This window comes from Candidatus Thermoplasmatota archaeon, assembly GCA_018814355.1.
GTDB lineage: Archaea > Thermoplasmatota > Thermoplasmata > UBA10834 > UBA10834 > COMBO-56-21.
This window is the reverse complement of record JAHIZT010000082.1, coordinates 30,442-50,458: the sequence shown is the minus strand read 5'-3', so window position 1 is coordinate 50,458 and position 20,017 is coordinate 30,442. Positions and strand designations below refer to the sequence as shown.

Annotated in this window: 21 protein-coding genes and 1 tRNA gene; 12 read left to right on the top strand and 10 right to left on the bottom strand. The window is 56.1% G+C overall.

All coding sequences use genetic code 11. The features are described from left to right. The first annotated feature begins 844 nt into the window (after positions 1 to 844). The 3 genes from KJ653_06415 (at position 845) to twy1 (ending at position 3,977) form a co-directional block, all read left to right on the top strand. Positions 845 to 1,501: a tyrosine-type recombinase/integrase gene (locus tag KJ653_06415; GenBank protein ID MBU0685460.1), complete on the top strand. Its 657-nt coding sequence runs from the start codon at positions 845 to 847 to the stop codon at positions 1,499 to 1,501. A 147-nt stretch (positions 1,502 to 1,648) separates the two neighbouring features. Then, positions 1,649 to 3,034 (top strand): replication factor C large subunit, encoded by a 1,386-nt coding sequence (locus tag KJ653_06410; GenBank protein MBU0685459.1) that lies wholly within the window; start codon positions 1,649 to 1,651, stop codon positions 3,032 to 3,034. Positions 3,035 to 3,047: 13 nt separating this feature from the next. Beyond that, the gene (gene twy1 / locus KJ653_06405) at positions 3,048 to 3,977 is read left to right on the top strand and encodes a 4-demethylwyosine synthase TYW1 (protein ID MBU0685458.1); all 930 of its coding nucleotides are present in this window, start codon (positions 3,048 to 3,050) and stop codon (positions 3,975 to 3,977) included. A 4-nt stretch (positions 3,978 to 3,981) separates the two neighbouring features. On the opposite strand, the gene KJ653_06400 is transcribed toward twy1, so the two are convergent. Together KJ653_06400 and psmB are read right to left on the bottom strand one after the other, a co-directional pair. Next, complete coding sequence (locus KJ653_06400; protein MBU0685457.1) at positions 3,982 to 5,895, bottom strand: beta-CASP ribonuclease aCPSF1; 1,914 nt, start codon at positions 5,893 to 5,895, stop codon at positions 3,982 to 3,984. A 66-nt stretch (positions 5,896 to 5,961) separates the two neighbouring features. Further along, positions 5,962 to 6,591 carry an archaeal proteasome endopeptidase complex subunit beta gene (psmB, locus tag KJ653_06395; protein ID MBU0685456.1) on the bottom strand — a complete coding sequence of 210 codons (630 nt, stop codon included), beginning with the start codon at positions 6,589 to 6,591 and terminating at the stop codon, positions 5,962 to 5,964. 202 nt (positions 6,592 to 6,793) lie between these two features. On the opposite strand from psmB, the gene KJ653_06390 reads away from it, so the two are divergent. The 3 genes from KJ653_06390 to KJ653_06380 all read left to right on the top strand — a co-directional run bounded on the left by KJ653_06390 (position 6,794) and on the right by KJ653_06380 (position 8,425). After that, positions 6,794 to 7,048, top strand: coding sequence for a hypothetical protein (locus KJ653_06390; GenBank protein ID MBU0685455.1), 255 nt, complete (start codon positions 6,794 to 6,796; stop codon positions 7,046 to 7,048). Between the two features lie 441 nt (positions 7,049 to 7,489). Beyond that, positions 7,490 to 7,855, top strand: a complete 366-nt coding sequence (locus KJ653_06385; protein ID MBU0685454.1) for a response regulator — start codon at positions 7,490 to 7,492, stop codon at positions 7,853 to 7,855. After that, positions 7,856 to 8,425 carry a DUF835 domain-containing protein gene (locus KJ653_06380; GenBank protein MBU0685453.1) on the top strand — a complete coding sequence of 190 codons (570 nt, stop codon included), beginning with the start codon at positions 7,856 to 7,858 and terminating at the stop codon, positions 8,423 to 8,425. A 17-nt stretch (positions 8,426 to 8,442) separates the two neighbouring features. On the opposite strand, the gene KJ653_06375 is transcribed toward KJ653_06380, so the two are convergent. From KJ653_06375 to KJ653_06365, 3 genes are read right to left on the bottom strand one after another with little or no spacing between them, the layout of a single operon-like run. Continuing rightward, complete coding sequence (locus KJ653_06375) at positions 8,443 to 10,212, bottom strand: hypothetical protein (GenBank protein ID MBU0685452.1); 1,770 nt, start codon at positions 10,210 to 10,212, stop codon at positions 8,443 to 8,445. Positions 10,213 to 10,252: 40 nt separating this feature from the next. Beyond that, complete coding sequence (locus tag KJ653_06370; protein MBU0685451.1) at positions 10,253 to 12,004, bottom strand: type II/IV secretion system ATPase subunit; 1,752 nt, start codon at positions 12,002 to 12,004, stop codon at positions 10,253 to 10,255. A gap of 3 nt (positions 12,005 to 12,007) precedes the next feature. Then, positions 12,008 to 12,541: a hypothetical protein gene (locus KJ653_06365; protein ID MBU0685450.1), complete on the bottom strand. Its 534-nt coding sequence runs from the start codon at positions 12,539 to 12,541 to the stop codon at positions 12,008 to 12,010. Between the two features lie 93 nt (positions 12,542 to 12,634). Here KJ653_06365 and KJ653_06360 point away from each other — a divergent pair, with 93 nt between their 5' ends. After that, positions 12,635 to 13,093 (top strand): hypothetical protein, encoded by a 459-nt coding sequence (locus KJ653_06360; GenBank protein ID MBU0685449.1) that lies wholly within the window; start codon positions 12,635 to 12,637, stop codon positions 13,091 to 13,093. After that, complete coding sequence (locus tag KJ653_06355) at positions 13,083 to 13,640, top strand: hypothetical protein (protein MBU0685448.1); 558 nt, start codon at positions 13,083 to 13,085, stop codon at positions 13,638 to 13,640. Before KJ653_06360 ends, KJ653_06355 begins: the two co-directional genes overlap by 11 nt. Here the strand turns inward: KJ653_06355 and KJ653_06350 are convergent. The 3 genes from KJ653_06350 to KJ653_06340 all read right to left on the bottom strand — a co-directional run bounded on the left by KJ653_06350 (position 13,608) and on the right by KJ653_06340 (position 14,868). Continuing rightward, positions 13,608 to 14,057 (bottom strand): hypothetical protein, encoded by a 450-nt coding sequence (locus KJ653_06350; protein MBU0685447.1) that lies wholly within the window; start codon positions 14,055 to 14,057, stop codon positions 13,608 to 13,610. The genes KJ653_06355 and KJ653_06350 overlap by 33 nt on opposite strands. A 206-nt stretch (positions 14,058 to 14,263) precedes the next feature. Continuing rightward, positions 14,264 to 14,351 (bottom strand) — tRNA-Leu (locus KJ653_06345). Between the two features lie 37 nt (positions 14,352 to 14,388). Continuing rightward, positions 14,389 to 14,868, bottom strand: a complete 480-nt coding sequence (locus KJ653_06340) for a hypothetical protein (protein MBU0685446.1) — start codon at positions 14,866 to 14,868, stop codon at positions 14,389 to 14,391. A 152-nt stretch (positions 14,869 to 15,020) separates the two neighbouring features. On the opposite strand from KJ653_06340, the gene KJ653_06335 reads away from it, so the two are divergent. From KJ653_06335 to KJ653_06320, 4 genes are read left to right on the top strand one after another with little or no spacing between them, the layout of a single operon-like run. Continuing rightward, positions 15,021 to 15,578 (top strand): 2-oxoacid:acceptor oxidoreductase family protein, encoded by a 558-nt coding sequence (locus KJ653_06335; protein ID MBU0685445.1) that lies wholly within the window; start codon positions 15,021 to 15,023, stop codon positions 15,576 to 15,578. Further along, on the top strand, positions 15,575 to 15,847 hold the full coding sequence (locus KJ653_06330) for a 4Fe-4S binding protein (protein ID MBU0685444.1): 273 nt from the start codon (positions 15,575 to 15,577) through the stop codon (positions 15,845 to 15,847). Before KJ653_06335 ends, KJ653_06330 begins: the two co-directional genes overlap by 4 nt. Beyond that, positions 15,844 to 17,031 (top strand): pyruvate ferredoxin oxidoreductase, encoded by a 1,188-nt coding sequence (gene porA, locus KJ653_06325; GenBank protein ID MBU0685443.1) that lies wholly within the window; start codon positions 15,844 to 15,846, stop codon positions 17,029 to 17,031. Before KJ653_06330 ends, porA begins: the two co-directional genes overlap by 4 nt. Continuing rightward, positions 17,031 to 17,921, top strand: a complete 891-nt coding sequence (locus tag KJ653_06320; protein MBU0685442.1) for a 3-methyl-2-oxobutanoate dehydrogenase subunit beta — start codon at positions 17,031 to 17,033, stop codon at positions 17,919 to 17,921. Before porA ends, KJ653_06320 begins: the two co-directional genes overlap by 1 nt. A gap of 9 nt (positions 17,922 to 17,930) precedes the next feature. On the opposite strand, the gene KJ653_06315 is transcribed toward KJ653_06320, so the two are convergent. Both KJ653_06315 and KJ653_06310 read right to left on the bottom strand, forming a co-directional pair. Next, complete coding sequence (locus KJ653_06315; protein MBU0685441.1) at positions 17,931 to 19,031, bottom strand: ATP-NAD kinase family protein; 1,101 nt, start codon at positions 19,029 to 19,031, stop codon at positions 17,931 to 17,933. Positions 19,032 to 19,196: 165 nt separating this feature from the next. Further along, positions 19,197 to 19,982: a hypothetical protein gene (locus KJ653_06310; GenBank protein ID MBU0685440.1), complete on the bottom strand. Its 786-nt coding sequence runs from the start codon at positions 19,980 to 19,982 to the stop codon at positions 19,197 to 19,199. Positions 19,983 to 20,017: the final 35 nt, after the last annotated feature.

The following is a 20,017-nucleotide window of genomic DNA, read 5'->3' as shown; positions in this document are numbered from 1 at the left end:
TGCTGTTTCTGAAAGGGAATCTCGCTGCTAGACTTTCAGTATTTTGCATCATTTGGTGTTCTGTTTTCGCATTGTATTGCTCGGAGATATCTAATACTATCAATTATAGATAATTCATCTAATTATATAGTGTCGGACATATAACGGGTTCTGTTCTTGGAAATTCCAGACCGGGGTCGAATTGGTTATCTGTGCTTCAATAACTGACTACGAAATGGAGAGCAAGACGGCTGCCAATCTTACTATCTGGCTAATGCCTGGCGTTGGTGTGGGATCTGGTGCGAAATCAGGCGCTGCACGCGAGCTTCGTCCGAGGAATCTATGATGACACGCTTAAGATCCGCCTCGAAAATGTGTCCACGCATGTCATGTCATGACGTGACATAGATGCGTACCGTGTCATTGAGTATCATGCTGTCCGCCGCTGTCGGACGAAATTATCGGTAAATGATACATATGTAAGCGAGATATTGATATTGTATTGACTAGTATACTAAGTAGCTAAAATAGTGGTCGTTCTGTTGCCCCCTACGGGGGCAATATGCGATCCGAGCTCACGAAACCGAAATTCTCCAGAAGAAGTCATGGTGTTTTTCGGGTTTTAGCAGGAGCCGTGCTATATATTGTCATGCAAACGAACGCCCTTGCTATCTGGGAGAACGCTATCCGTAAGGCCTTCCATGGAAAACGGCGACAAATAGGGTATTTGTTGACGCTTTTGAGAGGCACCGGAACCGCGCAGATCGTCTGAGGGCAGTTATGACCCAAAATGCGACATTTTTATATAGGCACAAACCAATGCTTTGTCGGACAATCGTCCGAAGACAAGGGATGGGGATTCAGCATGCGAAAGTATCTCAAGCAGGATGAGCTCAAAGCCCTGCTAGAGGAACCTAAGCGAATGAGAGATCGTCTCATTATCAAACTTCTGTACGAAACGGGGATTAGAGTCGGCGAGCTAACCGCCTTGACAATCGGTGACGTAGATCTCGAAGCGGGGGAGATCACGATTCAGGAGGCGAAGCGACATGAGGAAGGACGCAAGGTCCCTCTCGTGAACAGCTGGACCAAGACGATGCTGCGTGACTATGTCGGGACACGCAAGAACCGAAAGGACCCGCTCTTCGTATCAAACAAGCGAGGCCAGCTGTCCAGACGCCAGGTCGAACGTCTGATTAACAACTATGGGACGAGAATCGGCCTGGACAAGGACAAGAGGCATCCACATGTCTTGAGGCACACGCATGCGGTGTATGCGCTTAAATCTGGCATAGACATCAGGACTCTGCAGCAGAATCTTGGCCATTCAAGCATCGAAGTCACGGCCATATATCTCACAATGGACATCGACGACAGAAAGGAAGAGTACTCGAAGCACCCGTTGCCTGGGATGGGTGAGACAGAGAGCGTCCATTCAGAGACGGCAGGTACGGAGAACCTCTCCGAGACGCCAGCCGCTGCGAATCACACTAGCTCCTTCGTGCTCTCGAATGATGTATAGCTAATAACTAAACAAGTATTCCAAAGACATCTTCAAACTATTTTATTATACTTCTATGCTCAACGAAGTCAATAGTTGCGTTTTCTCGAGCATTTTCTGCACTGCATACAATTAGTCTATAATACGCGAGGATTGCTTTCATTCCTGATGCAAGACGCGTGGACCGAGAAGTACCGCCCCAAATCCTTGAAAGAGATCATTGGGAATGAGGCAGCCGCTCACGCATTGAGGAATTGGGGCGATTCCTGGGCTGACTGTATTCCTCGGCTGAAAGCGGTTGTCCTGAGGGGTGAGCCGGGAACAGGCAAGACCAGCGCTGCTCTCGCCTTGGCCAAGGACATGAACTGGGATTGCATCGAGATGAACGCATCCGATCACAGGAACGCCGCCTCCATTAGGAAGGTCGCCGGAGCGGGTTCTGTGAGCCAGACCTTTTCGCTTGATGGAGAGTTCCTGTCCTCCTCAAAAGGGAGGAGGAAGCTTGTGATCCTGGACGAGGCAGACAACCTCTTCGGTAGGGAGGACTACGGCGGTGCGAAGGCGATTGTGGATACCATCAAGGCCTCCTCCCAGCCAATCATCCTGATAGTTAACAACTTCTACGAGCTGACTCGCAAAGCTCCTGCGATCAAGACCCTTGCCGAGAAGGTCACGTTCAGGAGACTTGATTCCAGATCGGTCGTGAAGGTCTTGAAGACCATCGCCGGCCGTGAGGAGGTCCAGGTTCCAGACCCGATTCTCGATCGCATCGCGGAGAACGCTGGTGGGGATATGCGTGCCGCCGTGAACGATCTCCAGATGATGGTCGAGGGGAAGATCGAGCTAAGTATGGTGGATTCGGACGCTATGGGTAAGAGGAACCAGAAGAAGGAGATTGATGCGGCGCTGCGGGCAGTTTTCGGCGCCAAAACGGCCCGTGAGGCGCGTGACGCAACGTTTGACCTCGACATGACGCCGGACGAACTTGAGAAATGGGTTGAGGAGAACATACCTCTTGAGATGCGTCATCCTAGAGATCTTGCCGACGCATTCAATGCGTTGTCCATATCAGACATGTATCTAGGAAGGACCAGGATACTGCAGTCTTACGGCCTCTGGGCGTACGCCAAGGAGCTGATGACAGGGGGAGTCGCTCTGTCGAGGAAGCATGGCCCGAGGCCGAGCGTCTACGAATACCGTTTCCCGAGCTACTTCGTTCTGATGTCCAGATCCAAGGGTTCGCGGGGAACTCGGGATTCAGTCTCTGGCAAGCTGGCAGCACACATGCATACTTCAAGGCGGTGCATCAACGAATCGACTCTACCTCTGGTTTCATCAATGGTGAGGAATGATCGGGATCTTCTGATTGCGCTCTCCAAGGAACTGGCGCTCGATGAGGGCGACCTGGCGTATTTGTTGGGAGTCGATCCGGACTCACGCGTGGTCCAGGAGATTGCCAGGATGACAGGCGATGACATGAAGACACAGTCTGTGACCGGGAGGAAGAGCCCCTCGAGATCAAGCTCGGGCAAGAGGCACACAACGCATCACTGAGAGGTCGTGTGGTTTGGATTCGAGAACGAGGGAGCATCTGGAGAGGCAGCAGTACCGGATAATTGGCCAGAGCGGAGCCGTGAAGCTCTGCCACTGGATGAGCCAGAAGATGATACACGGCAGGCCGTGCTACAAAGAGGAGTTCTACGGGATCGAGTCCCACAGATGCCTACAGATGACCCCTGCCGTGAACGTTTGCAACTTCAGGTGCCTGTTCTGCTGGAGGTACCACGGCATGACCGGCTTCAAGAATTCTGGATACCCAGAGCCCGAAGAACTCCTAGAGAAGTGCCTTCAGGAGCAGAGGCTACTAGTGTCCGGCTTCAAGGGTGATCCCAGGTGTGATGCGCGGCTTTGGGAGGAGGCCCGGAACCCAAACCAGGTGGCCATCTCGCTCTCAGGAGAACCGACCCTTTATCCCAAGCTTGGGGAGTTTATCGAGCTGTGCAAGCGTCGCGGGATGACTACTTTCCTTGTGACGAACGGCTCAGTTCCCAAGGTGCTTGAGGATCTCTCGCCTCTGCCGACCCAGCTCTATGTGACTGTGGCGGCTCCCAACAAGGAGGTCTTTGAAAGGCTCTGTGTGCCCCAGTTCCCACGAGCATGGGAGAATCTCATGGATACCCTCAGGCTTCTCCCTTCCCTTTCGACAAGGACGGTCATCAGGCACACGCTGGTCAAGGACTGGAACCTCGGCTGGGAGGACGAGTACGCCAAGTTGGACGGAACGGCCCAGCCTGTTTTCATCGAACCCAAAGGATATGTGTTTGTCGGAGATTCGAGAACGAGGATGACCGCGGATAACATGCCGCCGCACGCCTCCGTCAAGGAGTTCTCCGCGAGGCTAGGTCAGAGACTCGGTCTGGACATACTGAGAGAAAGGGAGGACAGCCGAGTCGTGTTGCTGGGAAAGAAGGGGTCGAGGCTCAGTGTCAGAGAATGATCGATCACTTCAGCCGTATCGTCTCCAGGTTCAGGGGAGCACGAGTTTCTATGCCGAACTTCTTATAAAGCGTGCTTGCCAGGTCTGAGCATTTGAAATCTTCACCATGGCATATCACTATCCTCTCGGGGCGCGGCTCGAGTGTGCTGACATAGTTGATCAACTGACGTCTGTCGGAGTGTCCTGAGAAGCCGTCGACGGTCTCGACGTCCATCTTCATGTGCAAGGTGATCTGTTTGCCTCTGTCGTTGAGATTGATTTCCCCCCAGCCCTTCTGGATCTTCCTGCCCATCGTCCCCTCCGCCTGGTAACCGACGAAGGTTATAGTGCTGAGTTCGTTGTCACACCAGGCTTTGAAGTACTCCATCACGGGCCCTCCGTTCATCATGCCACTCGTGGCGAGAACGATGCACGGCTCCGGATCGTTGCAGATGGTCTCCCTCATGTCCGCGCTGTCGACCCGCTTGAATATATCGGACAGGAACGGGTTCTCTCCCATCTGGAAGATCTGCGTCCTCAGCTGGCTGTTGAGGTATTCAGGGTAGGCTGTGTGGATCGCCGTCGCCTCCCAGATCATCCCGTCGAGGTATATGGGTGCCTTCTGGATCTGATGGTTCCTCATCAAGTCCTCAAGAACCAGCATGACCTCTTGAGATCTCCCGACCGCGAACACAGGTACGAGGACCTTGCCGCCGCGACTCAGTGTTGCCCTGACGATCTCCCTCAGCTGGTTTCCAGCGTCCTGTCTGCTGGGCTGCATGTCGTGGTACCCACCGTACGTAGCCTCTATCACCAGGGTCTCCAGTCTCGGGAACTTGTTGACGCAGGCGTTGAACAGCCACGACTTCTCGAACTTCATGTCGCCGGTGAATGCGACGTTGTAGAGCCCGTCGCCCACATGGAAGTGTGCTATGGACGAACCGAGGATGTGTCCAGCGTTCTGCAATGTCAGCCTCACATCGGGCGAGATGTCCGTGGTCTCGCCGTACTTGAGCGGTATGCAGTGCATGACCGCCTCTCTGATATGCGATGATTCGTACGGGGGCTTCTTGGCCTCCCCTACGGCGACTTTGATGAAGTCCAGCTGCAGAAGCGACATCATATCCCTGGTGGGCGTGGTGCAGTATACTGGCCCTTCGTAGCCATACTTGAATAGAACTGGCAGAAGCCCGCAGTGGTCGAGGTGAGCGTGTGTGATGACAACTGCGTCTATCGAATCCATAGGTTGCAGTTCCGGAGCGCTAAGGTACGGCGTCGAACCGCCATCTTCTGCGGATACCGCGACACCGCAATCGATGAGCACCTTGCTCTCCCTGGTCATCATGAGCGTGGCGCTCCTTCCGACCTCCCTGTAGCCACCCAGAGATGTGATCCTCAGCCAGGTCTCATCGTTCAGTCTGGGCCGCATGAGTTTCCTGCCAACCTTCTTGAGGAACTCCTTGCGCTCGTCCTGCATCTTTCTGAGGTAGCTCCTGATCTCGCTGACTGTCTTCGACGGGATCGGAGGCGCGCGCACGACCTTCGGCGCCCAGCCGATCTCCTTCTTGATCTCATTCAGCACAACACCGTGCTTTCCGATGACCAGTCCTGGCGAGATCGCCTCTATCGTTACCTCGCCTGTGTCGTCGTCGAAGTAGATGTTGGTGATCTTTGCCTCCTCAGGAATGATCCTACGGATCCGCTCCTCGGCGTCCTCGGTCTTTGCCAGCATTGTCGGGTCCGGCCTGATCGCGACTCTTCTTCTCAGGCTCTGGGCTAGTTGCCTCACGAGGTCGTTGTTGTGGGCGAACTCCTCCAGGTTCTTGGTGTAGATGACTATGACCGGACCCTCGAAATCGACATCCGTGACTTCGATGTTTGAAGGGATGGTCTTCTTGACCGCCTCTCTTGCCTCTTCTAGAATCTTCTCAATGCCCATCTATTTCACTCAGCTGAATTGAATAGGTTGTCGGCAGAAATGCCTTCATAGACGATACTGCGCTGGTCAGGTCAGCTTCATCTTCGCGAGTCGCTTCTGGACATCCTTCTCGTCCAATATCACGAAGCCCTCGTTCGTGATGGAAGCGACAGCGTAGCCGTCGCCGGAAGCGGAATCCCTTCTCATGGCTGCGTGAAGGGCCCGTATGGCCAGGTCCATGCCGTCACTTACGGACATGCCCTTCTCGTAGTGATCTTCGAGAACACCATAGACGAACGGAGATCCGGAGCCCGTGGTCACGTAATCATCCGGGATTGCGCCACCTACCATGTCTAGGGCATAGACATGCCCGCCATCCCTATCGATACCTCCAAGGATAAGGCCCACGTAGTACGGGTAGAACCTGCTACCAGCCAGGATGTTCGATGTCAGAGTGGCGGCTGATCTGACCGTCATGGGCTGACCTCTCTTCAGCTTGTACAGCTCCACCTCTGCGCCGATGTATCTCGCAAGGGTCTGTGCATCCCCGACAACACCGGCCACTGTGAGCCCTATGTTGTCATCGATCTTGAACAGTTTCTGGGTCGTCTTATGGGCGATGAGAGTGCCCATCGTTGCCCGCATCTCCGTCGCCATGACGACGCCGTCTTTGCACACTACACCTATGGTCGTAGTCCCGGTCTTGACTTCCTCAATGTCCGTCATTAATGAACACCGTCATTGAAAACTAATCTACTAAAAGGCGTTTTCAAAGAATCCTCGTGCCAGTATATAATTGTTTGTCCTCATTGGTTCTGGAGCAATTCGGGTGATGAAGACGTCAGAAAGCGTAGCCACGGTCCCCAATTGCTACATGTAATCGGAGAAGTGTTATATACTGGTCATCGTCAAGGACGAGATGCTGATCAAGGGAGTCGTCTTCCGGTTGGATACGGACCTTCCATCGGAGGCGAAATACCTTCTCGAGGACTTCAGATTGGCCGTCAACAACGCGGTCAGAGTCGGTCTCCAGGCGAGAGTGACCTCGAGAAACGCCTTGGTCACACTCACGTACAAGGATTATCGCCAAGAACATCCCAGAATGTATGCCAAGCATCTTGTATCGGCGTTCGAGGTGGCTGGCGCCTCGATAGACATGTCAATGCCAGTCTAAACCTGCTGCAGACAGCCATCTCGAACGGGATGGCAGGGGGTCTACGGTTCGACCCCGGCGCGTTCCAGCATGACGTGATGATGATTCTATGCGAGCCAGAGATGGCCGCACGGTCGGAGCCGAATGGAACGAGTTGCATCGGAGAGGCGACCTGAGCGTCACCACCCTATGATGCAATAGAACCGTCCTCATCAAAGCGTCGACGAGCAGATGTTCTCACTTACAGTAGGGGATAGATTTATGACCTAGGCCGACACATGAATATCCGAGATGGGTAGCATCTAAGTCCCTTCCCTGTACGCACGCAACCTTGAATGGACGTCGTGCTCCAAAAGGAATCGGAGGAAGGGCATTGCGTCAGGAAGCTAATTGCCTGCCCATCTCCCCTTGTTCTTCAGCCAACGATAAATACCATCTCAGACAATAACGAACTGAAGTTCCGTGATTGACATGAGGATACTTGTTGTCGACGATTCTGAGGCCTTCAGGAAGGTAATGATCGAACTCCTGGTCAGGGTGGGATTCCATGATGTCGTCGAGGCGAAGGACTTCGACGAAGGAATCGAGGTCTTCAAGCGGGAGAAGCCCAATATATCTTTCATCGACATGATCCTGCCAGGTAAGTCAGGAGTTGAGCTCACGAAAGCGATGTTTGAGATCGACCCTACGGCAACGATTGTGGCAATGAGCTCCATAATCAACAAGAAGATGATACGCGAGAGCATGGACGCGGGAGCAAAGGATTTTCTCCTTAAACCGACAAATGAGATCGCGCTAAGCTCCACGCTGGCCATGTGGAGTGATTAGATGGGCCTCTTTTCAAAGAGGCCCAGGTTCGACAAGGCGAGTGAGGATAAAGGCCTCGGAATAACCAGGAAGTACAACCTGGCCGGTGGCAAATCCTATGTCGTCGAGGAGTCTCCGCCAGATATCAGCTTCGACGCGTTCGTGAACATAATATCAACGAGCTCCGGAGACCACTCCGTAAAGGCCGTCGGTCTGGCAATTAGCCGGCAGCACCCGGACATGATCAAGCAGAAGTACGGTCTGGAGCAGACTCCTTTGTACTGGCTGGCGACGCGGACGGGACAGGATGTCATTTCCCCGACCAACCTCGGCATCTTGACCCATACCCTCATACAGTTCATTGAGCAGAACCCTTGCGGCGTGATACTGTTGGACGGCCTGGAGTATCTGGTCTCCAACAACGATTTCAACAAGGTCCTCAGAGTCATAGACCAGGTGAACGACCACATATCCCAGAGCACGGCTATTATGATCATACCAGTCGACCCGAGAGCCTTTGACACGAAGGAGCTGGCCCTCCTGGAGAGGAACTTGGAGAAGCTCTCGAGCAAGGTCAAGCCCGCGAAGTAGTCCCGGCGCTTGTTCTGTCAAGCTACGATCATCGCTGTCGCGCTATATACGAGCCCAGACACCAGTATGTACGCACCCAGCGAACGAAGAAGCTCTCTCCTGTCCCTCTTGCCCTCGATCCCCCAGACGAAGTACGCTACGACTGCGTTCGTCTCTGCCAGGAACACGCCGAGCACCAGGAAGAAGATTTCAGCGGAGATTCCCGCGGAGCCAGATCCCATCATTCCCGCTAGGGACATGTATATCGCGAATGTTACGCCCAGGACTATGGGGCCGAGCGCGTATGCCGTTAGCCTCATCATCGAGATGGTGGGCTTCAGTCGGTTCTTCAAGGTGGTTTCGAGGTCGTGCAGATCCTTGAGGTAGGCTGCGAGGTCCATGGCCAATACTCCGGCCGCGCGCTCGTCCTTGGAGGCAGCTTCCTTGACGACCCTGATGCCATCGAGCGCGTTCTGGCCAGGTTCTTCCGCCTTGTCCTCCATTTCCATAACAGCAGTATCTCTGCCAGAGACTATCGAGCCGAATGAGAGCCGTCTTACTCGATCTCCTGCGGGCCCGTGCATCTCCAGCCCGGCCTTGCTCAGCGCAGCCTCGAAATTCTCTCCCTCTAGCATCCGGGCGCCGGTCTTGAACAATGCGTCCTCCACATCACCTTCAGCAAGCTTCGACCCCGCCTGCGGTCCCTCCCTCCCGATGAGCATCATGATGGCGGACGGGGGCGCGATCGAGCTGAGGAGGAGTGCAAGCGACATCTGCATACCCTCCAGGAGAATCACCGAAAGGACGCATGCAGCCCCGCTCAGTGCGAGGACAGGGAGCGCCCTGGATGCCGTGACGAGCCCCTTCCTGGATACATGCCTACTGTGGGTCTCAATGGGATGACGCGATGCAGCGCTCGTGGCAACAAGCGCGGCTATCGCCGGGAACATGACATTCATCAGGAAGACGGTCTCGAGCGTCGCCTGTCCTTGATCCTGCAAAAGCGAACCCTCTCCGACGGTCTCGGGAGACCAGAGGTTCCATGACAGCATCGGCAGGAACGAACCGACCATCAGCGGCAGGAGGATCCCGAGCCCGAACATCATCATGCTGGGGGCGGACAGCGAGAGCGCGTACTCTTCGATCCTTCTCTTCGCTCCCGATATCATGGAATGATTGGCCCTGTCGAGGGCCCTCCTCTTGCCGTCCTCGGTCGCTTCGCACGATGCAGTGACCATCGCGTTCAGAGAGGCTTTGAGCTCGTTCCCGTATGCAGCCCACCTGCCCCCAAGCTCCTGTAGTGACTCCTCAAAGCTCGCATGCTTGCCCATCACCACGTACCAGATGCAGTTGCCAAGTTCTTGTGAGAATGCGTTGCTCCTCTTGGAGGCGAACCTGATCGCCTTAGACAGCGAGGGCTCGTGCCTCAGGCTCATGATCATGAGGTTCGCGGCTTCCGGAGACCCTTTGAGGACCTCAGACGCGCGTTTGTTCGCTGCGCTCCCAGGATATGAGAGAAGGACCTCCCTTGACACAAGAGGCGCGATAGCCCCCAGGAAGACCGAGGGGATGAGGTAAGAGTGTGCCCCTACGAGGAGAACGGCAACCGCGAAGACCGCCAGAGATAAGCCCATCAGGACGGCAAGGGTCTTTGCCGCGGCGAGAACTGTTCCTGGCGGAACATCGATCCCCGCAAGGTCCAGCTTCGCCCTGACGTCCAGTAATGTCCTCGTTCCTCTGGCCCGTCGTGCAATTCCTTTCGGCGAGCTTCTAGCTCCGATTCCCAGTTTCGAACCTAGTCGCTCCAATCGAACGCATAAGGACACGAAGAGCATGTGAGCTTGCTGATCATCTCGACATCCTTGCATCGAGCCAACTCCTCCATTCTCTGAGGCCCGTCTCCGGGCCGTCATTCCCGAACAGGCACCTCGTGAGCACCTCGTTCGACCGGACTCTGGCCTCGTCCTCTCCCCAGACACCATCGGCCTCTGACACGAGCTGGTCAGCATGTGCCCTCGCCCTGATGATGTCCATGATCGTCACTGGACTGATGTCCAACGCATACGCGATGCCTTTGATGGTCTTGCAGTCAGGCGAGAAGTCCGAAGTCGGCTTTGCGCATGTGCAGCCCGCCTCCGTCGTGAAAAGACTGACAAGCTCTACGCTCTGGCCTCTCTCCCTCACCTCGGCGACCTCTACGACCCGCCTGTTGAACCTCGAACCGTCAGGAGACCGCACGAGGCCTATCACGACGACTATGTCGGTTGACGAGAAGGCCCTCTCCGAGACCCCCAGGTCCTCGACCGCTCGGTCCAGAACGCCCTTGGCGGAGTTGCCATGGATGGTCCCGAGGACCGACGACCCCGCACTCCCCGCGCGCATGCTCTCGTAGAGCACTTTGGCCTCTGCGCCCCTGACCTCCCCAATCACGATCGCGCTCTCTCCCATCCTGAGGCTGACTCTGAGTGCCTCCTGTGCCGACGCGACACCCTCCTCACTGGCTCCGGAAAACCTCAGCGTCTGCACATCGTACCCCAGCTCTTGCATGCGCGGGACCGAGAGCTCAGGTGTGTCTTCTATCAGGATTATCCTCTGGGACAGGGGGAACTCGAGCATTATCGCTCCAAGTAGGGTGGTCTTGCCAGCCCCTCTGCTGCCAGCTACGAGGACAGTCCTTCGGCCGATCACGCATGCCCACAGGAAGCTCGCAAGCAGGGGAGAGAGCGAGCCGTTGGCGATCAACCTTGGAATTGTCCACAGGTTGGTAGAATGCTTCCTGATCGCAACGGAAACCCCTTTCTCACTCAAGGGAGGCCCGACGAGGGTGACCCGTGCCCCCAAGCGTTTTATGTCTGCCTCGAGGACAGGATGTGCCTCTGAGAACGGCAGCCCGGTCTCAAGCTTGATGCGGGAGACGAAACCCTGGATGTCTTTCCTGCCCACCAATATGTTCGTCCGACACTTCTGTCTGACGCGCGGCCCCGCATCCGACCGAAGGACCACCTGTACCGGCGTCTGGCTCGAGGGCGCGTCGACGTAGATATCCTGTATGAGTCGGTCCTCCAACAGCGTCTCCAGGACTCCGTAGCCTGCGGTGTACTTGCATAGAAGCTCTGACAGATGGTCTGCCTCTCTGTCGAGGACCATTCCAACAGTCTCTTCTCTGGATCTCCTGGCGAGTTGTGAGAATATGAAGTCCTTCGCCCTAGCCTTGATGTACGGTCTGACGGTCCCCAAGGAGCTCACCTCCAGGTCGGCTGGAGCTGCCCGCGTGACCTCGGATATCGCGCCTGCTAGGGCCTGCAGCTGTAATGGATTGAGCTTGTACTCAGGAGGATCGATTGTGTAGAGTCCGCAGCTGGAACTCTCAGGGGACGATATGGTCACGCCGACTCCCGATATCTCGTATCGCGCTACGACTTCGCTCTCAATTGCGGCCTTGGACTCTACCCAGGATGATGCGAAGCACGGTCGTGTCTCGAACTGCGCTACCGACAGGGAGGGTTTGGGAGTGGGCTTTAGCACCAGGACCGGCGTCTGCGTCCCTTGGATGGGTGGCCGTCCGCCATGCACGATCTTCGGAGGAGGAGGCCTCGACAACACTCATTCCCCCCCTGATAGGAGCACGCTCACCGCGAGCGCCTCGTCCACGCATCTGCGAGCCATCGGACAGCCTTCGACCGTCAGTTCTTCCGCAAGCTGTGATGGGTCTACCCCTTTCCCGGGCATGTACTTGATTGGGCTCGAGAGCAGCCTGCGCCTCATCGCAATCATCGCCAGCTCCTTGCTAGAAGGACATGTCCGACACTTCTTGTCAGACGGCGTCTCTGCTGATGCGATTGCTCTGTTCAGTGTGGCCAGCTCCCGCGCCGCCAGTGCTGCCAATTTCACAGCGTCCCCTCTGTACCTCTTGTGGATGAACCTCTTGAGGATAATCGCCTCCGGCACCGCCCCGGCCGCGATGATGTTCATCACGCCCGTCAAACATCTGTTGTTCATGAGGTCGTTCGCGCCTGTGCACGAACCGCAGTCGATCTCCAGCTGGAGCGCCTCCTCTTCAGTGTAGTTGTGTGGGCAGATCGATTCGGGGCTCATGCTCGGAGCCAGTTTCTTGGCGGGTCCTTGGCGGTGTCTCATGCCATGAAGCATGGCATGTGCGGTTCTTCTACGGATTCCACGGTCGTAGGCTACATGTAGTGACTATGAAGCCAACCATCACCGACGCTCCGGATGATCATGAAGGCAGATGACGCAGGAGTCGCGGGCTTCTTCGAGGACCTTCCCGTCCTCATGTTCGTCCTTGTGGGGGTGGCGACTCTAGTCCTCTGTGGAACGTGGGTTTCCCGGAATCTGAATGCTGTCCAGGTCCAGGAGGAGCTTGACTCCCTAGCTGAGGATCTGGTGAACAGCGTCATGTCTCGGTTGCTCAGGCCGGAAACGCCAGGCCTGATGCCGTCTGTATCATCAGCGCAGAACGTCGACATCTCTGACATCGCAAGTAGGGTCGTTGGTGAGAGGCATTACCTGATTGCCATCATTTCCAGATATCCATCCTACACCTGGTTGAATACCGGGTCCGACAACGACACAGCGCAACCGAATACCACCGGATACTGTTCTCGACTGCTCAACGTCCTTGACGGTTATGGAAGGACTATCATGCTCGAGGTGAGATCGGTTGTGTGGTAGATCCGATGGTGAGATCAGTGCTCAGCTGGCGGTAATGGACGCAATCATCTTCTTCATCGGGGCCGTTTTGGTTTCAAACATTCTCATGTCCTACGTCACACCCCTCCCCAATCACTCCCAGGGGAACAGTATTGGCGGCGACACAGACCCCGCGGAAATCCTGCGGACGTTCCTTGCGACATCGTTGTGCGAATCCGTTGTCGTGGATCTCGGTCAACCATTCTACATGGACGACCGCACGACTGCTGCCGAGTCTCTCGCCATCGAGCTGCGTGCGCTGGAGGCCGGACATGACATGATGCAATTCAATCGTCTGAACAGCCTCATCTGTGACATGCTGAGGGCTGTGTGCAACCCAGCATTCGAACCCTACCTGCTGGTGCTTGAAATGGGCGATGACCTCTCTGGACCGGTGCTTTCGATTCCATGCGTGCCTGAGGCGACCAAGAACGCCTATGCGAGTTCGACCGAAATCCCGGGGTCAGGCGCAATGGTCTACCTTGCCGAACTCATCCTATGCCCAACCCTTCTTCCTGAACTGGTCTAGGTTCGAGCCGGCTACTTTGATCTTGGTCCTTGCGAACTTCTCCCCACGCACTATGTTCATATATGAGACGATCAACATCACAACGAGGCCTATGATTGCCAGCCGGAGATATGTTGCTGAGCCAGTGATTCGATTTGCGCCTATTAGTGCTGGGACGACGACATAGAGAACGTACGAGACGTATGTCATCCAATTCCTAGGAATCTCGATCGCGGTCGCAACACTGAAGCACCTGGAGCACACATTTCTGACCTGATACCAGCTCTTCACTCTGAGCTCCTTGCATTGCGGGCAGTATAGGTACTTCACGGGCGAGGGAAACGCGTGGGCCATATATATCTCCGACCTGCGCTCGCGCGCGAAAAATGAAATAGCGAGTTGAGGGATTCCCACTCCGTGAAGGTCAATCAGAAGCATCCAGCGGAAGGCTACACTCGCGAGGAGATGATCATACTCGCATCTCTTAGGCGTAACACGGGCAGAACCTGCAGTACCTGCGAAATGGTACTCTGCGCGCGGGAACCATCGAGGTTGCTTCCCAGATGGAAAGTACCGGAAATGGCTTTCACCTGAGGAGTATGCTTCAGGCTGTGAGTTGTTCTTGAAGAAGAAGGGATAGGCAATGGTGCAGGGGCGCGGATTCGAACCGCGGAACCACTGCTGGACAAGGTCCTAAGCCTTGCGCCGTTGACCGGACTTGGCTACCCCTGCACGTGCGATTCCCGCAGACGTGTCCTCATTATAATAATCAATCGTCTACGTGGCTTGTGCTGGAAGTAGTCGCTGTTCCGCCTCTCCTCGCTCGTTCCAGGGCCAAGTATTCTCTGATATTGTTCTGAGCGACCTCGCACGTTGCCGGGAACGCGGCCACGCGTATCCTCAGAGAGATGACGTCGTCTTCATGACCCAGCTTCACCTTGCCGAGAAAAGCCTCCTGTTTGTCAATCTTGAGGAAGAGGTTGCAGCCGTCATCAACACGAGTTGCCAGCGTATCCTCTATCAAAGAAAGGTCGTGATCATCGACCTTGGCGAAGAACCCGGATATGCCATTCATTTTGTCGACAGTGGACTCGATGACAGTGATGGGGTTCCCGTGATGTCCCTCGGTCTTTGAGATTCTCAGCTCGAAATCTCCAAGGACGTTTGTCATGGCTTCCTTGACCTTCGCCAGATCCTCTGTCGTGTGGCAGAACGTCCGTGCGTAGAGCCCAATGAACAGCTTCTTCACGCAGGGAATAGAGGCATACAGGATATGTAACTACGTGCGGGGGAGGCAATGTTCACCCGAAGATGCCAGACCTGCCGCAACCTTCACCACGCATGGTAGGTTGGTCAACACTTAATATGTCAGACCTTCTATCGCGTCAATCGGTGTTTCCATTGATGGAAGTCAGGTTCCATGGGAGAGGTGGCCAAGGGGTGGTCATCGCCTCTGAGGTCCTGGCGAAGGCAGCGTTCAAGATGGGGTTCGAGGTTTCCGCATTCCCATTCTTCGGCGTCGAGCGCCGGGGCGCCCCGGTGACCGCATACGCGCGCATAGATGACAAGCCGATACGAATCAAGTCCAGCATCTACGAACCTGACTACGTGGTCGTGCTCGACAATTCTCTGTTGAGAGGTGTGGACATTCTCGAAGGACTGAAACCGGAGGGCCGCGTACTTATCAACTATCCGGAGGGGAAGAAGCTGGAGAACCTTCCGCCCAGGTTCAAGTATTTCGTCATCGACGCAACGTCGGTCGCTGCGTCCCACGGGATTGGCTCTCAGACGGCACCGATCGTAAACACGGCCATCATGGGAGGGTTCGCTAGAATGTGCGATACAGTCAGCCTGGAGGCGATCCTCGACAGCATCCGAGAGGAGGCCCCAGTCAAGGAAGAGGAGAACGTGGCCGCTGCGAAGGAAGCGTACCAGCGAACGGTCGAGGCAACAATATGACCAAGAGTCATGAAGAGATCACCCTGACGCCGATTTCGGACACTCCGAGTACAATGAACATCACTGGCCTCTGGAGGGTGGTCAAGCCGGTCGTGGACAAGGAGAAGTGCAAGAAGTGCACGATCTGCTGGAAGTTCTGCCCAGATGCAGCCATAACTCTCGTGGACGGCGAGCCGATCGTCGATCTCAGGTACTGCAAGGGCTGCGGGATATGCGCCTTCGAGTGCCCGTCCAAGTGCATCATCATGGTCAAGGAGGGTGAACAATGAGGATGGTCATGACCGGCAACTACGCGTCCGCGTACGGCGCGAAGCTGGCAAGGGCCGAGGTCATTGCGGCATACCCAATAACGCCCCAGACCTCGATCGTGGAGAAGCTGGCGGAATTCGTGTCCAGCGGGGAACTGAAGGCGAAGTTCATCCCGGTCGAGAGTGAGCACAGCGCGATGGCCGCATGCATCGCTGCCCAGACAGCGGGAGCCAGGACGTACACTGCGACAAGCTCGCAAGGGCTCACGCTCATGCACGAGGTCCTGATGTGGGCATCCGGGGCGCGGCTCCCTATAGTCATGACCAACGTCAGCCGGGCTATGGCCCCTCCGTGGAACGTCTGGGCGGATCACATGGACACGGTCGCCCAGAGGGACACTGGTTGGCTCCAGTTCTTCTGCAGAAGCAACCAGGAGGTGCTCGACACAATCATCATGGCCTACAAGATATGCGAGACCAGCGGCGTGATGCTCCCGGCGATGATAGTGGAGGACGCGTTCATACTCTCGCACACATCCGAACCCGTCGATGTGCCTGAACAGGCCCTGGTCGACTCCTTTTTGCCAGCCTATTCACCCGAGCTCAAGATAGAGGTGGGAAAACCAATGGGTTTCGGCTCCCTTGTCAAACCCGACCAGTACATGGAGTTCAGGTACAAGGCCATGCTGGGAATGAAGGAGGCCCGCGAGAGAATCCTAAGGGTCGAGCAGGAGTTCAAGCACATCTTCGGTAGAGAGCACGGGGGTCTGCTCGATCTGTACAAGTGCGCCGATGCAGATGTGATCATGGCGGCAGCTGGCTCGGTCGCAGCAACCGCGATGGATGTCGTCGACGCAATGCGTGCGAAAGGCATGCGCGTCGGGCTTGCGAGGATCCGGGCATTCAGACCGTTCCCGCACGAGGAGTTCCGTTCACTGGCTGGAAAGACCGAGGGGATCGCGGTCCTCGACAGGAGCTTCACATTTGGGGCGGCGGGAGCGATGTTCACCGAGGTCAAGTCGTCCATCTACTCGTGCCAGAAACGCCCGGTCGTCAAGAACTACATCGCAGGGTTGGGAGGAAGGGACATAACTCCGAAGATACTGGAGAAGATCTTCGAGGACATGCTGGTCGTATCAAAGCGCGGCGCGGAGGACGAGGTCGAATGGGTCGATGTAGCGGGGTTGCCGAGGAGGTGGCGATGATGACCAAGACCACCATTCCAGTCGAGGAGTTCGCCTATCCCGGGAGCACTGGCTGCCCCGGATGCGGAGCCAATCTCGTGATGAGATACATGCTCAAGGCTTTGGGCGAGCGAACGATAGTGACAATCCCCGCTTGCTGTTGGGCTGTCATGCCGGGATACTGGCCCAGCAACTGCCTCAAGGTGCCATTGCTCTACTGTGCGTTCGAAGCCACGGGCGCAGCCATCTCTGGGCTGAGGGCAGCTCTGGATGTGAAAGGCGTCGAGGATGTCACCGTCGTCGGATTCGCTGGGGACGGTGGGACTGTCGACATTGGCCTCCAGGCGTTGTCGGGTGCAGCCGAGAGGCGCACGGACGCGATTTACGTCATGTACGACAACGAGGCCTACATGAACACCGGCATACAGAGGAGCGGCTCCACCCCCTGGGGCGCGTGGACCACAACCACGCCCGTGGGGACGAGCCACGGGTTCAAGCACGAATCCAAGAAGGACATCATGGCGATCATGCAGGCACACAAGATACCGTATGCTGCAACCGTGTCACCGGCTTTCCCAGAGGACTTCGTCAAGAAGATCGAGAAGGCGAAGAGGACCAAGGGCTTCAAGTTCATTCACGCTCTGTCTCCCTGTCCGCCTGGCTGGAAGACGAACCCGTCCCTGAGCGTCGAGATTGCCAGGCTAGCCGTGGACGCCAGAGTGTTTCCTCTCTACGAGATAGACGAGGGAAAGGTGCACATCACGAGGAAGGGCAAGGGACTGCCTATCGTGGACTACCTGAAGGTCCAGGGGAGGTTCCAGCATTTGACGGAGCCGGAGATCTCCTCTATGCAGAAGATAGTGGACGACAACTGGATCATGCTGCTTCTCAAGGAATCGTCAGGGACCTGAAAGGCGGCTCTATTCCACAGTCACCAGCTTCCTGCGTTTGTAGCCAGTGATGACCTTGATCCGCCCCTTGAACTCCAAGTCGAGCTCAGAATCCCCTGTATCCGATCTCAGAACCGGGGTCCCCTTCAACTTAGATGGTGTGGAGATGATGGTCACATTGTCTCGCCCGACCGCTCTGATCACGCTGGGGGATAGCTGTTGGTTCCCACGTCCAAAGAACAATCCCTGAGAGCCGATGGGTGAGACCAGTATCTTCGCAGCTCTTTGGTCCGCCAAGAGTTCAAGGAGGTCCATCTCCGAGGCATCGCGTAGGATCATCTTGAAGTCGAGAACGACATCAACACCTAGAAGGGTCTTCTTCAGACCGAGGTGTTTGGTGACCGCCTCGGTCGTGCTTCCTGGACCCAGGACGTACATCACCCCTTTCTCCATCGTCTCCGCAACGTACTGACCGAGCTCAACGAGCTCGTCCTCTGCGCTCCCTGAATGGTAGACAGCCTTGCCTGATTGCATGTGGACAGGGTCATCGGGCACTCTGGCGACGCCGAACAGCTTCGCTCTCAGCCTTCCAGCTCTGAAGCTCTCCTCGTCGACATCCATCACATCTGCATCCTTGGTCGACCGTCTGTCCTCGTAAGTCCGCACAAGGTCGACCACATCCTCGGGCGTGTACGCGAACACTGCCGAATGCATCTTCACCCCTGTCGGTATGCCGACGATGGGCACCTTCTGACCGGCAATCTCGAGAATGTCTCTAGCAGTGCCGTCGCCCCCTGCGAACAGAATGAGATCCACATCGCGTTTGACAAACTCCCTGACGGCTCTGGCCGTATCTTGACGAGTTGTCACCGCGCCCGGCTCGAACACGACCTCCGCTGGTATGCCTACTGAATCGAGCTCGGACTTGCCCATGTCTCCAGAACAGGTCAAGAACTCGACGTGTACCTTCCTGGAGCTAAAGCCTGCGAGCGCCTTCTTCGCCCTCTCCGGAGAGAGCCTCTTTGCGCCTCTCTTCTCCGCCTCCCTGAGGATGTCATCCCCATCGGTGCCCTTCAGTCCGACAGAGCCTCCCATGCCGGCTATCGGATTCACGACGAAGCCTACTCTCACGGGTCACATGAGGTCGTTATCTGTTAGAAATGATTTGCCTCGCCGTCCGAATCGCTTTGAGAATTGGAAGGAAATGGTTTCAAGCCGACGCACTTCGAGCCACGGAGGCCCTTGTTCCGGTCAGACTCTATGGGCGTCAGCTTTATGGCGAGTTGCTTCCCAGGCTCACCCGAACATGCTCGGGCCAAACCCACTGAACATCGGGTCCAGGTCGGCGTGCACCAACTGGGTCTCCCTCATCTCCGCCGGCGGCTCAGGTGCTGGCTCAGCCAGTTCTTCGCCGTAGCCCATGATGTCCTCCATCATGCTGCTGACGTACGAACTCGTCTGGTGGCACACCGAGTCCACGATTCTCAATACGCTCCTATCAACTACCTTGAGCGCCTCGGCCATCGGGAGTTCCGAGCCGATGCTCATGAGCTTGTTGTTGTCTAGGACGATGGTGAAGTTCGCCTGGTCCTTCAGCTTGGCGACCCCTTCATTTGCCGTCTTTCTCCGTGCCTCGCCCTCGATGTCGAATGGTAGTATTGGCAGCGCGAATGTGATTGCGTTCATCTCGCGTGCGACGCTCGCGACGACTGGGGCAACGCCTGTGCCCGTTCCGCCACCCATGCCCGCGACGACGAAGACGATGTCGTATCCCTTGATCGCCTCTTTGATGACATTCCTAGCCTTGTCGGCGCAGTGCTCCCCTATCTCGGGAAACCCGCCCGCGTCCCGTCCGAAGGAGACATCCTTCCCGATCAGGATCTTCTTGTGGGCGTCAACCTTTCTGAGGTGTTCCTCGTCAGTGTTCACAGCCACGGTCTCAACACGGTTGGACTTCCAGTAGATCCCGTGGACGATGTTCGAACCAGCTCCTCCGCAGCCGACTACTGCGACTGTCGGCTCACCGAGGCTGGTCCCTATCGCATTGATTATCTCTTCCGTCCTGCTCCTTTCCGTCGTCATCCCTTTGGCCTCCGTCCTCTCCCTGGCCAGTCGAG